14 protein-coding genes are annotated in these 15,177 nt (G+C 64.5%); 3 read left to right on the top strand and 11 right to left on the bottom strand.

The features are described 5' to 3' along the window. Positions 1-54 precede the first annotated feature (54 nt). From LDZ26_RS15125 to LDZ26_RS15085, 9 genes are all read right to left on the bottom strand, one after another. Positions 55-879 carry a M55 family metallopeptidase gene (locus tag LDZ26_RS15125; RefSeq protein ID WP_244849968.1) on the bottom strand — a complete coding sequence of 275 codons (825 nt, stop codon included), beginning with the start codon at positions 877-879 and terminating at the stop codon, positions 55-57. Beyond that, positions 876-1,901, bottom strand: coding sequence for a P1 family peptidase (locus LDZ26_RS15120; protein WP_244849967.1), 1,026 nt, complete (start codon positions 1,899-1,901; stop codon positions 876-878). Before LDZ26_RS15120 ends, LDZ26_RS15125 begins: the two co-directional genes overlap by 4 nt. Next, positions 1,898-2,788 (bottom strand): glutathione ABC transporter permease GsiD, encoded by an 891-nt coding sequence (gene gsiD / locus LDZ26_RS15115; protein WP_244849966.1) that lies wholly within the window; start codon positions 2,786-2,788, stop codon positions 1,898-1,900. The genes LDZ26_RS15120 and gsiD overlap by 4 nt, the downstream gene beginning before the upstream one ends. Before the next feature lie 7 nt (positions 2,789-2,795). Beyond that, positions 2,796-3,716: a glutathione ABC transporter permease GsiC gene (gene gsiC, locus LDZ26_RS15110; RefSeq protein ID WP_175941194.1), complete on the bottom strand. Its 921-nt coding sequence runs from the start codon at positions 3,714-3,716 to the stop codon at positions 2,796-2,798. A gap of 9 nt (positions 3,717-3,725) precedes the next feature. Next, on the bottom strand, positions 3,726-5,291 hold the full coding sequence (gsiB, locus tag LDZ26_RS15105) for a glutathione ABC transporter substrate-binding protein GsiB (RefSeq protein WP_244849965.1): 1,566 nt from the start codon (positions 5,289-5,291) through the stop codon (positions 3,726-3,728). Between the two features lie 62 nt (positions 5,292-5,353). Further along, positions 5,354-7,255, bottom strand: a complete 1,902-nt coding sequence (locus LDZ26_RS15100; protein ID WP_244849964.1) for a dipeptide ABC transporter ATP-binding protein — start codon at positions 7,253-7,255, stop codon at positions 5,354-5,356. Continuing rightward, entirely contained in the window at positions 7,252-8,229 is a 978-nt protein-coding gene (locus LDZ26_RS15095; RefSeq protein WP_244849963.1) for an isoaspartyl peptidase/L-asparaginase family protein, read from the bottom strand. Before LDZ26_RS15095 ends, LDZ26_RS15100 begins: the two co-directional genes overlap by 4 nt. After that, positions 8,226-9,173: a MurR/RpiR family transcriptional regulator gene (locus tag LDZ26_RS15090; protein ID WP_370650723.1), complete on the bottom strand. Its 948-nt coding sequence runs from the start codon at positions 9,171-9,173 to the stop codon at positions 8,226-8,228. The genes LDZ26_RS15095 and LDZ26_RS15090 overlap by 4 nt, the downstream gene beginning before the upstream one ends. Then, positions 9,170-9,385, bottom strand: coding sequence for a hypothetical protein (locus LDZ26_RS15085; protein ID WP_244850339.1), 216 nt, complete (start codon positions 9,383-9,385; stop codon positions 9,170-9,172). Before LDZ26_RS15085 ends, LDZ26_RS15090 begins: the two co-directional genes overlap by 4 nt. A 9-nt stretch (positions 9,386-9,394) precedes the next feature. On the opposite strand from LDZ26_RS15085, the gene LDZ26_RS15080 reads away from it, so the two are divergent. Together LDZ26_RS15080 and LDZ26_RS15075 are read left to right on the top strand one after the other, a co-directional pair. Then, complete coding sequence (locus tag LDZ26_RS15080; RefSeq protein WP_244849961.1) at positions 9,395-10,660, top strand: mechanosensitive ion channel family protein; 1,266 nt, start codon at positions 9,395-9,397, stop codon at positions 10,658-10,660. Between the two features lie 156 nt (positions 10,661-10,816). Then, entirely contained in the window at positions 10,817-11,785 is a 969-nt protein-coding gene (locus LDZ26_RS15075) for a LysR family transcriptional regulator (protein ID WP_244849960.1), read from the top strand. 16 nt (positions 11,786-11,801) lie between these two features. Here LDZ26_RS15075 and LDZ26_RS15070 read toward each other — a convergent pair whose 3' ends face one another. Beyond that, positions 11,802-12,098: a YciI-like protein gene (locus LDZ26_RS15070; RefSeq protein ID WP_244849959.1), complete on the bottom strand. Its 297-nt coding sequence runs from the start codon at positions 12,096-12,098 to the stop codon at positions 11,802-11,804. Positions 12,099-12,658: 560 nt separating this feature from the next. Here LDZ26_RS15070 and LDZ26_RS15065 point away from each other — a divergent pair. Continuing rightward, complete coding sequence (locus tag LDZ26_RS15065; RefSeq protein ID WP_244849958.1) at positions 12,659-14,482, top strand: OmpA family protein; 1,824 nt, start codon at positions 12,659-12,661, stop codon at positions 14,480-14,482. An 83-nt stretch (positions 14,483-14,565) separates the two neighbouring features. Here the strand turns inward: LDZ26_RS15065 and LDZ26_RS15060 are convergent, their stop codons facing one another. Continuing rightward, on the bottom strand, positions 14,566-15,054 hold the full coding sequence (locus LDZ26_RS15060; RefSeq protein ID WP_244849957.1) for a hypothetical protein: 489 nt from the start codon (positions 15,052-15,054) through the stop codon (positions 14,566-14,568). Positions 15,055-15,177 lie beyond the last annotated feature (123 nt).

Below are 15,177 nucleotides of genomic sequence, written 5' to 3'. Positions count from 1 at the left end.
GATTGAATGGAGCGTGCCTGCTCAAGGGCTCCATTCTAACGATACTTCCGGCCCTCACCGCAACATAAACGACATTGCCGAAAGGCAATTGAGCGTGCGAACGACATGCTCGGCGCTGGGCACATCGAAGGCGAGCGTCACCGCGTCGATGCGTTCGAGCGACGGCCACTGGCAGAAAAGATCGGCAAGCGCGCTCGTCTGAACACGCAGTTCGCAGTGTCGTGTCGAAGATCCATGTCGCGTGCCAAAGCGCCCGGATGCAGCGCCTTTGACGACCTCTTGCGCCGCGCGACGGATCGCTTCGCATGCCGCAGCAGGCGTTTGCGTGACGCCGCTCGAATAGCCGTGCGCCGTTTTCACGCAGACGAAGCGCGCGCCTTCGAACAAGGGCAAGGTCTCGGCGCCGAAGACGTCATCGCCTGTCAGCAGCGCCACGCGCGCGCCGCGTTCTTCCGCGAGCCGGCCGTACAGCGCCGCCTCGCCGGCCTCTTCGCCGTCGATCATCACGCGCGCGAACGCCGTGCTGTTGATCGTATGCGCGAGAATGCCGCGGCTTTGCGCCCGCGCGTGATAGCCGACCATGAACACGAGATCAGGCGATGCTTCGAGGCCCGCCATCATGCCTAGCGTGCGTGGCTTGCCGAGCACGAGCCGCACGCGTGAATCGAACGCATCGGGCAATAAGTTGCGAAAGCCGCCATGCGAATCGTTGACCCATACTTCAGACGCGCCGCCTTCGAAGGCACCTTCGGCCGCCGCATTTGCTTCATGCGTCATCCAGCGTCGCGCCTGCTCGTACTCCACGTTGCCGGGCCGCGTTTGCTCGGGATGAAAAACACCTGCGATGCCTTCGATGTCCGTCGAGATCAGCACTTTCATGGCGTCGGTTTCAATGCGTCCGTGAGCGATAGCCGCCGATGCCCGTTGCGGCCGGTCACGGTCTCCGCGCTGAAGAGCGCATCGAGAATGGCTTGTTCGATGCTGTCGGCAGCCGCCTGAAACAGCGGATCGAGCCGCGCGTCAGGAAGCAAAGGCGGCAGCGTGACGAATGCGGCGTCGTGCGGCACGGTGTACGCCGTCGAGAACGCGAGCGCAATATCGCCGCTTCCATGGCCATAGACCGAGCCCGTGCGCGCGAGGCCAGCGGCGGCGCGCATTGCCATGCGTCGCAACTGTCGCGAGTCCAAAGGCGCATCGGTCGCGAGCAGCATGATGATGCTGCCTTGCTCCGGCTTCATCTGCCCTTGCGCGGTCGCGTGCAACGCAAGGCCGACGCGCTCGCCCGCTATCGTGAGTTGGGGCAAGCGCCCGAAGTTGGCGAGCACGAGCGCGCCGACCACATACGCGTTCGCGTCGATATCGACGATCCGCGACGCCGACCCGATGCCGCCTTTCAGTTCGAAGCAAGACATGCCGCGCCCCGCGCCGACCGCGCCGCGTGCGAAGTCCTCCGCACATCGGGCGAGTGCTTCGCGGTAGTGCAACTCTTCGACGGCGAACGCCTGCAAGTCGTTCAGATAGCCGTCGTTGCACTCGAAGACGAGCGGATTGACGCTCGGCCACTCTCGCCCTATCTCTGCATTTACTTCGCACGCCGAACGAATCTGAGCCGCTGCAACGACACCGACGCCGAACGTATTCGTCAATGCAATCGGCGTTTCGAGCAGGCCGAGTTCATCGACTTGCACGAGGCCGACGCTCTTGCCGAAGCCATTGATCACGCACGCGGCGGCGGGCACTTTCTCGAGATACAGATCGCCGCCATGCGGAAGCACCGCGGTCACGCCGGTCTGGACGTCGCCGGCATCGAGCGTGCAGTGCCCCACCGCGACGCCCGCGACATCCGCTATCGTCGCGCGTGCGCCCGCTCGCAATGTGCCGATATGCGGTGCTTTTCTCACGGCCGGTCCAGTTTGGGATCGAGCGCGTCGCGCAAACCGTCGCCGAGCAGATTGAACGCGAGCACCGTGAGGAAGATCGCGAGGCTCGGGAAGATCGCGACGTGCGGCGCCATCGCCATGTCGGCGCGCGCTTCGTTGAGCATCGCGCCCCACTCCGGCGTCGGCGGCTGCGCGCCGAGGCCGAGAAACGAGAGGCTCGCCGCCGTGATGATCGACGTGCCGATGCGCATCGTGAAGTACACGACCACCGATGAAATCGTGCCCGGCAGAATATGTCGCACGATGATCGTCCAGTCCGACGCGCCGATGCTGCGCGCCGCTTCGATATACGTCAGGTGCTTGAGCGCGAGCGTGTTGCCGCGCACGAGCCGGGCAAACGCCGGAATGCTGAAGATGGCGACCGCGCACACCACGTTCACCATGCCGTTGCCGAGAATCGCGACCACGCCGATCGCGAGCAGAATGCCGGGAAAGGCGAAGAGCACATCGGAGATGCGCATCACGATGCGGTCCCACCATCCTTCGTAATAGCCCGCGAGCAGGCCGAAGAACGTACCGATCACCGCGCCGATCACGACCGACAGCAAACCGGCCGTCAGCGAAATGCGGCTGCCGACGAGTATGCGGCTGAGAATATCGCGCCCCAGCGAATCGACGCCGAACCAGTGCGCAGCCGATGGACCCGCGTTGAGCGCGTCGTAATCGAAGTAGTTCTCCGGGTCATAAGGCGCGATATACGGCGCGATGATCGCGATCACGATCAGCAGGAGCACGAACACCGCCGCAACCATCGCGACATGCTGCTGCCTGAACTTGCGCCAGAACTCGGTCCACGGCGTGCGGACGTTTTTCTGCGTGTCGTGTGCGGCTTGCACGGTTACGCTCATGCCGTCCTCACTTGAAGCGAATAGTCGGGTTGATGACCGCGTACAGCACGTCCACCACCAGATTGATGACGATGAATTCCAGCGAGAACAACAGCACTTCTGCCTGAATCACCGGATAGTCGCGCATCTCGACGGCATCGACGAGCAGGCGTCCGAGGCCCGGCCAGTTGAACACCTTCTCGACCACGATGGAACCGCCGAGCAGGAAGCCGAACTGCAGGCCCATCATGGTGACGACGGGAATCATCGCGTTGCGCAGGCAGTGCTTCACGATGACGATCGGCTCATGCACGCCCTTCGCGCGTGCCGTGCGCACGAAGTCTTCGCCGAGCACTTCGACGAACGAAGCGCGCGTGAAGCGCGCCATCACGGCGGCCACGGCGGCGCCGAGCGTGAGCGACGGCAGCACGTAGCTTTGCCACGTGCCATCGCCGACGATAGGCAGCCAGCCGAGCTTCACCGAGAAGATCTCCATCAGCAGCATGCCGAGCGCGAACGCGGGAAAAGAGATGCCCGAGACGGCAAGCGTCATGCCGAGCCGGTCGGGCCACCGGTTGCGCCATACCGCCGACACGATGCCGATGCTCATGCCGAACACCACGGCCCACGCCATGCTGGCGAGCGTGAGCCACAGCGTCGGCATGAAGCGCTCCGCGATTTCTGTGCTCACGGGGCGCTTGCTTCGCGTCGATTTGCCGAAGTCGAAATGCGCGACCTTGCCGAAGAAGCTCGCGAGTTGCTGCGGCAGCGGCTTGTCGAGGCCAAGGTCCGCGCGAACGAGTGCAACCGTCGCTTCGTCCGCTTCGGCCCCGGCTGCGAGCCGCGCGGGATCGCCCGGCAACAGATGCACGAACATGAACACCAGCACCGCGACGATGAAGAGCGTCGGCAGCAGCCCGAGCAGGCGTTTGGCAAGGAAGTTAAGCATCGCGGGTCTTTACTTGATGGCGATCTCGTCGAAATTGAACGAGCCGTCCGGCATCACATACGCACCGGAAAGACGCTTGCTGCGCGCGTACACGACCTTCTCCGTCACGAGGAAAATCCACGGCGCGTCGGCCCAGATGCGCTTTTGCGCATCGGCATAGAGCGCGGCCTTCTCGTTGCGGTCGGTGGTGGCGAGCGCCTTTTGCAGGTCGGCATCGACGTTGTCGTTCTTGTAGTACGCGGTATTCGCGAGCTTCGGCGGAAACGATGCACTGGAAAGCAGCGGCGAGATGGCCCAGTCCGCTTCGCCCGTCGACGACGACCAGCCGATGTAGTACATGCGCACCGGCGCCGTCGCGGGATCGGGCGCGCTGTCGACGCGCTGCACGCGCTGCCCCGCTTCGAGCGCCTCGACCGACGCCTTGACGCCCACCTGCGCGAGCTGCTGCTGCACGAACTGGATGATCTTCTGCGCGGTCGTGTGGTTATAGCCGGACCACAGCGTCGTTTCGAAGCCGTTCGGATAGCCCGCTTCCTTCAACAGTTCACGCGCCTTCGCCGGATCGTACTTCCACGGGCCGGTCTTCGTCGCGTAGTCGACGCCGGGCGGGACGACGCCTTCGGCAGGCACCGCATAACCCGCGAACGCGACCTTGACCAGTGCTTCCTTGTTGATCGCGTAGTTCAGCGCCTCGCGCACCTTCGGATTGTCGAAGGGCTTTTGCTGCATGTTCATGCTGATGTAGCGCTGGATGATTGAAGGCGAAGCGATCAAGTCCACCTTCGGGCTCGACTTCAGCGTGGCCGCCTGCTCGAACGGCACCTGGAACGCGAAGTCCGCTTCGCCCGTTTGCATGAGCGCGGCGCGCGTGTTGTTATCGACAACCGGCTTCCAGTCGATCATGTCGATCTTCGGATAGCCCTTCTTCCAGTAGCCCGCGAACTTCTTCACCTTCAGGTCGTCGGTCTGTTTCCACTCGACGAATTCGAACGGCCCCGTGCCCACCGGATGAAACGCGATCTCCTTGCCGTACTTCTTGATGGCGGTCGGCGAGATCATCACTGCCGACGGATGCGCGAGCACGTTGATGAACGCCGAAAACGGAATCTTGAGCGTGACCTTCACCGTGTACGGATCGACCACTTCGGTCTTGTCGATCTTGTTGAAGAGGTTGTAACGCTTGAGCTTGTTCGCGGGATCGGTCACGCGGTCGAAGACGGCCTTCACGGCTTCGGCATTGAAGTCGGTGCCGTCGTGGAACTTCACGCCCTGGCGCAGATGAATGGTGTACACCTTCGCGTCGGGACTCGCCTCGTAGCTCGTCGCGAGCACGGGCTGAATCTTCATGTCCTTGTCGAACCCGAATAGCCCTTGATAGAACGACTTCGCGACCGCCTGCGAGAGCGTGTCGTTCGCATCGTACGGATCGAGCGTCGTGAAGGTCGAGGCCACCGCCATGACAGCGGTGCTTTGCGCCTGCGCGGACACAGGACCGAGCGCGGCGAATGCAGCGAACCCGGTGAACGCACCGGCGGATATGAACGCGCGCAACGGTGAAGGACGAGAGGACGGCATCGTGAGGCTCCTTGGCTTGACGTTATGGTTCACAACGATGGGGTGCGGTATCGGCTCAACGATTAATAAGCGCCGCCGACATGATGCTCGGCGACGTAATGGCCGGGGCCGACGGCAACGAGCTTCGCGACCACAGGCTCGTCGCCGAGCTTGCGAATGGGACTCGGGATTTCGTCGGCAGCCAGCATGCGTTTCGCGTGACGGCGCGCGGGATCGGCCACGGGCACCGCGCTCATCAGCTTCCTCGTGTACGGATGACGCGGCGCTTCGAATACCGCGGCGCGCGGCCCGATTTCGACGATCTGGCCGAGGTACATCACCGCGACGCGATGGCTTACGCGCTCCACCACGGCCATGTCGTGCGAAATGAAGAGGTAGGCGACGCCGAGTTCGCGCTGCAAATCGAGCATCAGATTCACGATCTGCGCGCGCACCGAGACGTCGAGCGCGGAGACGGACTCATCGGCGATCACGACCTTCGGGTTCAGCGCAAGCGCGCGAGCAATGGCAATGCGCTGGCGCTGCCCGCCTGAAAACTCGTGCGGGTAGCGCTGCGCCGCTTCGGGCGGCAAGCCCACTCTTTCCAGCAGCCAGTCGACGCGCGCCTGCGCTTCCTTGCCGCTTGCGACGCCATGAACGAGCAGCGGCTCCATCACCGAAAAGCCGACCGTGAGACGCGGGTTCAGCGATGCGAACGGGTCCTGAAAAATGAACTGGATGTTACGCCGCAACGCCTGCAGCTCGGGGCCTTGAAGCGCGCTGATGTCGCGTCCGTCGAATTCGATCGAACCGCTCTGGCTTTCCACTAAGCGCAACAGCGAGCGACCGGTCGTCGATTTTCCGCAGCCCGATTCGCCGACGAGCGCGAGCGTTTCGCCACGGCGCAGATCGAAGCTCACGCGTTCGACGGCATGCACCGCCGCCGTCATGCGCCCGAAAATGCCGCTTCTTACAGGAAAGCGCGTGACGAGATCGCGCACGCGCAGAATCGGCTGACTGGTTTCATCGACGGCAGGCTGCACTTCGTGCTCCACTGCCGCAGATGGGCGCAGCGCGCTCGCGTCGTCGGGGGCCACGTCTGCCGGAGCGACTTCGAGAATCGGGAACTTGGCGGGACGGTCGGTGCCGCGCATTGCGCCGAGCGTCGGCACAGCAGCGAGCAATGCCTTCGTGTAGGCATGCTTCGGGCTCCGAAACAATTCGTCGGATCGGCCCTCTTCCACTTTCTCGCCGCGATACATCACCAGCACGCGGTCCGCGACTTCCGCCACCACGCCCATGTCGTGCGTGATGAAGATCACCGCCATGTTCATCTCGTCCTGCAAGCCGCGCACGAGTTGCAGAATCTGCGCCTGAATGGTCACATCGAGCGCGGTGGTCGGTTCGTCGGCAATCAGCAGCGCGGGCTTGCAGGAAAGCGCCATTGCAATCATCACGCGCTGGCGCATGCCGCCCGACAACTGATGCGGATAACGCGCGAATACGCGGCGCGCTTCGGGAATGCGCACGAGATCGAGCAGCCGCAATGCTTCGGCACGCGCCTCTGCGCGGCTCTTGTTCTGATGCAGCGCGATGGCCTCGGCAATCTGGTCGCCCACCGTGAACACCGGATTGAGCGATGTCATCGGCTCCTGAAAGATCATCGCGATATCCGCGCCGCGCACGCCGCGCATGGTTGCCGACGACGCGCGCGCGAGGTCGAGCACCTGTCCGTTGCGCCGCCGAAACGCGATGCTGCCCGATGCAATGGAGCCGCCGCCATGCCCGACGAGCCGCATCAATGCCAGCGACGTCACCGATTTGCCCGATCCCGATTCGCCGACGATAGCGAGCGTCTCGCCGCGATCCACGTTGAACGCGATGTTGCGCACGGCTTCCACGGTGCGCGAGCGCGACCGGAATGTGACGGACAGATCGCGCACGTCGATGACGCGCGAGTCCGGTAGTGTCGGCGTCGCGCTCATGAGCGGTAGATGGCCGTGACCGCCTGTTCGCCGACCCGCGCGAACCCGCGATACATGCCTTCGGTGTTGAACGGCAGCGTGACGTTGCCGCGCGCATCGACGGCGATAAGACCGCCGCGTCCGTCGATGCGTGGGAGCTTCTTCATCACGACGTCTTCGGCTGCGGCCTCGAGCGTCATCCCGCGATATTCCATCTGCGCCGAGACGTCGTAGGCCGCGAGAATGCGGATGAACATTTCGCCCGTGCCGGTCGTCGATACCGCGCACGTCGCGTCGTTCGCGTAGCAGCCCGCGCCAATCAACGGCGCATCGCCGACGCGGCCCGCCTGCTTGTTGGTCATGCCGCCCGTGGACGTGGCCGCCGCGAGATGGCCGCGTGCATCGAGCGCCACTGCGCCAACCGTGCCGAACTTCTTCTTCGGATCGATGGGGTCGTCCTCGCCGCTCTGCTGCGCGGCTCGTGTGGTGGCATCGTGATCCAGTAGCGTGCCGGACTTGCCTCGCGCGTTGAGCCATTGCTGATAGCGCGCATCGGTATGAAAGTACGACGGATCGACGAATTGCAGCCCTTGCGCCTGTGCGAACGCCTCGGCGCCAGCACCCGTGAACATCACATGCTCGCTCACGTCGAGCACGCGGCGCGCGGCGAGCACGGGGTTTTTTACGCGCGTCACGCAACTGATTGCGCCGGCGTCGAGCGTCGCGCCGTCCATGATCGACGCGTCCAGTTCGTGCGTGCCCGCTGCGGTGAACACCGCGCCGTGGCCCGCGTTGAAGAGCGGACAGTCTTCGAGCAGGCGCACGGCTTCGGTCACGGCATCGAGCGCGCTGCCGCCATCGGCGAGCACGCGCTGGCCCCCGCGCAGAATGTCGCCGAGCGCGGCGTGGTAGCGCGCTTCGGCGTCGGTGCTCATGGCCGAGCGCAGGATCGTGCCCGCGCCGCCGTGAATGGCGATGACTGGAATGGCGCTCATGTTTCGCGCGGCTCCGTGTGAGTGGGTCGTTTGGCGGATGCGCGACGCGGCGCGCGCGCAGGCGTAGCTGGCGGCACGGTCGCGGCGCCGTTCAACATCGGCGGCGCGACGAGCCACGGCAGCACGAATTCGGTCAGGCCCGATGCCGCTTGCACCGAGCGTTTCGCGCGATGCGCGACTGCGTCGCACAGTGCTTCGATGACGGCGAGCACCGCCGTATCGCAATTGGCGGCAAGGCGGCGCTCGGCGCGGATGGTCAGTACAAGGTCCGCGATGCACGCGAGCGGCGATGCGCCGCTGTCCGTGAGCGCCACGACGCGCACGCCCCGCTGCCGCGCTTGCCGCGCGAGCACGATGGTGTCGTCGACATAGCGCGGAAATGCAATGGCGACGAGCACGTCGTCGCGCGATGCGGTGAAGAGCCGCCGCGCCGCGTGCGACGGCCCGCCGTGAAGCGCGAGCGACTGCACGTTCGCGCAGTACGGCGTGAGGCCGTGTTCCATGAGACCCGCGAGAAACGCGCTCGCGCCGTATCCGAGCACGAACACGCGCTGCGCGCTCAAGACGGCCTCGACGAGCGCTTCGGCCTTCGCGGCATCGACCGAATTCTGCGCGAGACGCACGTTGGCTGCGGCCTGCGCGAGCGACGATTCGAAGACCTCCGCGCCGCTCGCCGGCGATTCCAGCGACGAGCGCAGACGCTCGACCGGCGCGATGGTGGCCTCGAAGCCGCGCACGAGCGCCTCGCGGAATGCGGGATACCCCGAGAAACCGAGCGCCCGCGCGAAGCGGTTCGCCGTCGCGATCGAGGCGCCGACGGCGTCCGCCAGTTCGTCGATGCGCATGGTCGCCGAGCGGAACAAATTCGCCAGCACGAACGCGCCCATGCGCTGATGAATCGGCGTGAGCATCGGCATGGCGGCGGCGATGCGCGTCGAAATCATCTCATCGGCACTCGCGGGCGAAACGACCGGTGGGCGGCGGGACATACGAGGGCGGCAGGCTGCTCGGAAGTCGTGGTGAAAGTATGTTTACCCAAAACCGCCGCCAAAAAAAATTCATTTTCATCGGACTGGGGTTTTCGATAAGGCGACTGCGCGTTCATCGAGCCGTGGGCGTTCATGCACAATACGGGACGCATCACTTCCTTGGCCATGATCCACGCATGAATCTCGACTGGCTTCCAGACACGCTTTCACGACATCTTCCGACGCAGCCCTGGGCGCAACTGCTGCTCGGGCTCGTCGCCCTCTTCGTCATCGCCGAGTTCGCGCAATGGGTCATCGCGCGCGTGTTGCTCCGCATCGCGCACCGGCTGCTGGTGCTGGCTGGTCATGCGGCGTGGGATCAGGCGTTCATCCGGCACCGCGCGTATCACCGGCTCTGGTATGCGGCGCCATTCGCGGTCGTCGCGCTCGGCATCGGCGAAGTCCCGCATATCGGACACTGGGCGACAGCCGTGGCACGCCTCGCGCACGGCGCGGCATGGGTGTGCGTGTTCCTCGCGACGGGGAGCGCGCTGTCGGCGTGGCAGGACGTCTACGCCGCGAGCAAGGAAGCGCAGACGCGCTCGATCAAGGGCTACATTCAGATCGGCAAGCTCGCGCTCGCGCTGATCTGCTTCGTGCTGGTGCTGTCCATTCTCATCGACCGTTCGCCGCTCTGGATGCTCTCCGGGCTCGGCGCGCTCTCGGCGGTGCTGCTGCTCGTCTTCAAGGACACGCTGCTATCGCTCGTCGCCAGCACGCAGCTCACGTCGAACGACATGCTGCGCATCGGCGACTGGATCGAGATGCCGCAAGCCCTGGCCGACGGCGCGGTGAAGGACATTGCGCTGCATACGGTGAAGGTCCAGAACTGGGACAACACCATCACGACGGTGCCCACGTACAAGCTCTTTTCGGAGAGCTATCGCAACTATCGGCACATGTTCGAATCGGGCGCGCGGCGCATCAAGCGGTCCATGCGGATCGACGCGCAATGCGTGCGCTTTCTCACCGATGAGGAGACCCAACGCATGATGCGCTTTCGCCTGCTGCACGATTATCTGCTGCAAAAGCAGACGGAAGTGGAACAGGCGAACCGCAATCTCGGCGAACTCGCGGCGGAGCCTGCGAACCGGCGGCGGCTTACGAACATCGGGACGTTCCGCGAGTACGCCCTCGCGTACCTGAAGCATCATCCGGAGATACGGCAGGACCTGGCGATCATGGTTCGCATGATGGAGCCGGAATCGGAAGGCATTCCGGTCGAAGTCTATTGTTTCACCGCGACGACCGCATGGACGCAATACGAGCGCATTCAGGGCGACGTGTTCGATCATCTGCTCGCGATCCTGCCCGAGATGGGCCTGCGGCTCTATCAGGCGCCTTCGGGCACCGACTTCGCCGGCGTCGCCGGGCGTCTGCGCGGCGAAATGCCGACGCTCTGAGGCTTCGAGTTTTCTGCCGGAAGAATCAGGCAAGAATCGTCCAGTTTTGTGTATTCACGCATCGCGCGCCGGTCCTTACGATGTGACCATTCGCCGATGCGCCGTCCGGCTTGCCGCGCGCGCATCGCCATCCATCGCGAACAAGGAAAACTCACCGTGATCGATCGCGTCCATGCCATGCGTGTCTTTACGCGTGTCGTCGATACGAACAGCTTCACGCGCGCCGCCGAATCGCTCGGCATGCCGCGTGCAAGCGTCTCGACGACCGTGCAACAACTCGAAGCGCTCGTCGGCGTGCAGTTGCTCGCCCGCACGACGCGGCGCCTGAACCTGACCGTCGACGGCGCCGCCTACTACGAACGGTGCGCCCAGATTCTCGCCGACATCGACGAACTCGAATCCGGCTTCGGCGCGGGCGAAGAACGGCTGCGCGGACGGCTGCGCGTCGAGATGCCGGATACGGTCGCAACGTCGATCGTCGTTCCCGCGCTGCCGGAGTTTCATGCACGTTATCCGCAGATCGAACTGTCGATCGGCATCGGCATTCGCAACGTGGATCTCGTCGGCGAAGGCGTCGATTGCAGCATTCAGCTGGGCGAATTGCCCGATTCGGGCTTGATCGCGCGGCGGCTCGGCATGCTCGAACAGGTGACCTGCGCGAGCCCCGCCTATCTGGAGAAGCACGGCACGCCCGCGACCCTCGACGAACTCGCGCAGCACGTCGCGGTGAACTGTGTCCCGGAGAAAAGCGGCCGCCCTGCGGACTTCGAATTCGACGTGGACGGCAAGCCGTTCACCGTGAGCATGCGCGGGTTCGTGCAGGTCGCCGACGAGCACGCGTACCTCGCGTGCGGGCTCGAAGGGCTCGGCCTGATCCAGCCGCTTTCCATCGCGGCGCAGCCGTATCTGCGCTCCGGCCAACTGCGGGAAGTGCTGCCGCAATGGAAATCGCCGCCGCTCAAGGTGTCGGTCGCGTTTCTGAAAAGCAGGCAGGCGACGCCGCGCGTTTCCGTTTTCGTCGACTGGCTCGCGGAATTGTTCGAGCGCTCGCAACAGATGGACGACACGCTCACGAGCCTGTATCGCGCGGCACGGCGTCGGCCCGAGGAAACGGCGGACGCCTGAGCCCGCCGTCTTCCGTCTAGCGCACGGGCGTGGCCGCGTCCTCGCCCACCACCGTGTTCCATTTGCGCACTTCCCAGCGCTCGACCAGTTCGTTCGTCACATACGGATCGTTGCGCGCGAACGCTTCGGCGGCGGCGGGCGAGTCACCCTGAAACAGCAGCATCGCCCGATCCGCCGGCGCGTCCAGTGCGCCCGCCAGCACGATTTCCCCGCGTTCGACCGCTTCCCACGCCAGCTTCAGATGCGCATCCCGAAATTGCGCGCGGCGGTCCAGATAGTCCGCGCAAAGGTGATAAATCAGCAGATAGTGCATAAGCATGTCTCCTTTCTCGAAGTCGTGTCATAGGCCGAACGGCTATCCGATGCTTTTCTGCCCCGTTTGCGGGCAATTTTGAGACTCAATCAGAACCGTCTGATCGTCAATCGTTACAAGATGGCACATGATGCGCGGGTACTCGAATAAGGACCCTCCCCATGTATCGCGATCAACCTCCCTGCAACACCTGCGCGAAGCACGATTGCCGCTCTTGCGCGTGGACCTCGCCGCTCGACGCATCGTATCGCAGATTCATCCACGCCCAGTCCGTCTTGTCGCTACTCGCCGTCGCTGCGCGCGATCTTGAAACGCCCGCCGCGAAGCCGTCATGGTTCGAAGTCGTGAAGGCGCGCCTCGGACGCATCTTTTCGGATTCGTCCGCGCGTTCTCGCTGAAAACGAACTGTCAAGCGCTGCAATCGCCTTCTTTAATGGAGTGGCGTGCGTGCGGCACATATGTAAAGAAATATCCCACCGTCTTTTCAGGATACCTGCACATATAGAATGCGCACGTCATTGCGCCCGCGCTCGGCGTCATAGTAAAAGGATAGGCAGTCGATGAGTATCAATCTGGTTCAGGCGGTCAACACCGCGATCTCCAGCGAGATTGCGGAACAGTTATCGCAAAAGTTCGGCATTCCTGCGCAGATCGTGCAGCAACTGGCCGCGCGCACGGCGCCGGGGCTCGTGGCCTCGGTCATGGACCGGTCGGCGCTCGCCGACGGCGCGCGTGCCGTGTATTCCGTCATCATGTCGCCCGAAGCGAACGCCTTCGTGGCCGAGCAGTTGCGAAACGTCATCACGACGACCGCCGGCCTGAAGCATCTGGAGACGTCGGGCCATCTGCTCGCTTCCCGCGCCACGGGCCAGCGTATCGACGCGCTGACCGACGCAGTGTCGGCCGAAACCGGCGTACCCGTGCAAGCCACCTCCGCGCTCGCGGGCATGTTGTCGGCCATCATGTTCGGCATTCTCAAGCATCACTTCCTGCTCTCGCAGGCGAACCTGTCGCAGTTGCCGGGCTTGCTGCGCGACCAGATCGGCGAGATGCGCGCATCGCTCACGCATAACGCGGCGAGCGCAATCGGCGTGGGCAACGTGGATGGCTTCGTGAGCAGCATCGGTGCGCGGCTCGACGCGGTCGGATCGACGCTGGATATCGCCGATGAGCCTCCCGTGCCCACAGCGGGTTCCGCGAGCTACGCTTCGCCTGCGCCGGCGCGAAACACGCCGCCTGTGGTGGCGCCGCCGGCTCCGCCCGCGCCGCCCGTTGCGCCGGCGCCGACGATGTCCGCGCCGCTGCGCGCGCCGGTGCGCAAGCCCGCGCCGAAGCGCTCGAACAAGGCAGTGTGGCTGCTTTTCGCGGTGCTCGCCGCGATTCTCGCGCTCGTGTATTACCGCGGTTTCACCCACAACCCGAACGTCGATCTGAGCTCGAACGCGGCAACGACGCCCGTTGCGACGGTCGCGCAGTCCGCTTCGCAGGCCACCGCTCCGATGGACTCGGCGTCGACCGCCAACGCCGCTTCCGCTTCGGAACCCGCCGCCCGTTCCGGCGCGGCAAGCGACGCAGCAGCCAGCACGCCGGTCGCGGCAGCGAAGGACGCGCAGATGGTGTTTTCCGTCAGTGAAGCGGGCGTCCCTTCCGTTCAGGCGACGGTCGGCACGGACGCTGAAAAGCAGCAACTGATTGCGGCGCTGGAACATCGCTTCGGACAAGGCTACAGCGCGGAAGTGACGGTGGCGCCGGGTACGCCTGCCGCCCCGTGGCTCGGCCGGCTCAAGGAATTGACGCCGTTGATGGCGGTGCCGGGCGCGGAGGCGAAGGTCGTCGGTTCCAAGGTTGAATTGAGCGGCGCCGCGGCGGACGCCAAGCTCGGCTGGACCGAACGCCTGAAGAACTCGCTCGGCGGCATGTTCCAGGTCAGCTCGTTCGACGTGGACAGCGCGGTGGCGCACGCCACGCAATCGTTCCGCAGCGCGATGAAGACGCTGCTGGCCACCGACGACGCCTGCTCCGGACCGAAACTCACGGCGGTGCTCGACCTGCAGGTGGTCAACTTCGGCCGTTCGAGCGCGACGGTGCCGGAAGGCGCGGCCGCGACGCTTGGCGAAACCGCGCAACTGCTCAAGAATTGCGCGGCGAAGGGTTCGATGGTGAATCTGGAAATCGCGGGCTATTCGGACGGCGTAGGCGCGCCGCCCGCGAAGCTGGAAATGTCGAAAGAACGTGCGCAGGCTGTCCGTGCGTTTCTCGTGAAGAACGGCGTGCCGCCGCAGTCGCTCACCGCGACGGGCTACGGCGACGCGAATCCCGTTGCCGACAACACGACCGCCAGCGGACGCTTCGCGAACCGTCGAATCGAGTTCGTCGTCAAGTAAGCGTTGCCTGCCCTGCGGCACAGAAGAATGCCGTCACGTTCGCGTGACGGCATTTTGTTTTTCGCGGCAGGCGTGCGAGCCGCTTAATTCGGTTTGGCGAAGTCGTTCTCGGCCCACCGCTCAGCGCTCGCCTTGTTCAGCCTGAACGCCGGCGAGACGCGTACGTGCGCCAGTTGCGCGCCGAACGCATCGATGGCCTTCAGGTCGGCGTACGGGTCGTCGTCATCTGGAACGATATCGAGCGTCACCGTAATCTCCTCGCCGCGCAGGTCGATGGTGACGTTCTTGTGCAGCATGGCGTGACGCTGTTGCTCATGGCGGCGCAGCACCTCGGAAGCCGTCTTCACGAGCGTGCGAAACGCGGCGGCATCCAGCGGCTTGGGGTTCTTCTTGTCGCGGCCCATCGTCCACGGACCGACGAGCGCCGGTTCCGCCTCGCCCGCCTGAATCATCTCGACGGCCCAGCCGTCGTCATCTTCGTTCTTGATCACGCGGGCGGTCCAGCCGTCATCGCGCCAAAGGCGGTCTTCGTGAAGCGGCTCGTCGGTGGAATGGAGTGCGGAGTCGGTCATCGTGCAGTGCAGTGTCTGTGCGTGAAGCAATGCAACGAATTCTACCTGCTGTACTGCGTGGCATCCCGTGTGCTACCCGCATTAGCCGAACGGCCTATGCCGTCCACGGCCGGCGCGGCCATA

Source organism: Caballeronia sp. SL2Y3 (genome assembly GCF_022879575.1).
In the GTDB taxonomy this organism is placed as follows: domain Bacteria; phylum Pseudomonadota; class Gammaproteobacteria; order Burkholderiales; family Burkholderiaceae; genus Caballeronia.
Note: the sequence above shows the minus strand (reverse complement) of the source record. Positions and strands in the feature narration are given on the sequence as shown.

Coding starts and splice junctions, on each gene's coding strand:
- LDZ26_RS15125 (WP_244849968.1), bottom strand. CDS start 879: ATGAAAGTGCTGATCTCGACGGACATCGAAGGCATCGCAGGTGTTTTT.
- gsiD (WP_244849966.1), bottom strand. CDS start 2,788: ATGAGCGTAACCGTGCAAGCCGCACACGACACGCAGAAAAACGTCCGC.
- gsiC (WP_175941194.1), bottom strand. CDS start 3,716: ATGCTTAACTTCCTTGCCAAACGCCTGCTCGGGCTGCTGCCGACGCTC.
- gsiB (WP_244849965.1), bottom strand. CDS start 5,291: ATGCCGTCCTCTCGTCCTTCACCGTTGCGCGCGTTCATATCCGCCGGT.
- LDZ26_RS15100 (WP_244849964.1), bottom strand. CDS start 7,255: ATGAGCGCGACGCCGACACTACCGGACTCGCGCGTCATCGACGTGCGC.
- LDZ26_RS15095 (WP_244849963.1), bottom strand. CDS start 8,229: ATGAGCGCCATTCCAGTCATCGCCATTCACGGCGGCGCGGGCACGATC.
- LDZ26_RS15090 (WP_370650723.1), bottom strand. CDS start 9,173: ATGATTTCGACGCGCATCGCCGCCGCCATGCCGATGCTCACGCCGATT.
- LDZ26_RS15085 (WP_244850339.1), bottom strand. CDS start 9,385: ATGGCCAAGGAAGTGATGCGTCCCGTATTGTGCATGAACGCCCACGGC.
- LDZ26_RS15080 (WP_244849961.1), top strand. CDS start 9,395: ATGAATCTCGACTGGCTTCCAGACACGCTTTCACGACATCTTCCGACG.
- LDZ26_RS15070 (WP_244849959.1), bottom strand. CDS start 12,098: ATGCACTATCTGCTGATTTATCACCTTTGCGCGGACTATCTGGACCGC.
- LDZ26_RS15065 (WP_244849958.1), top strand. CDS start 12,659: ATGAGTATCAATCTGGTTCAGGCGGTCAACACCGCGATCTCCAGCGAG.
- LDZ26_RS15060 (WP_244849957.1), bottom strand. CDS start 15,054: ATGACCGACTCCGCACTCCATTCCACCGACGAGCCGCTTCACGAAGAC.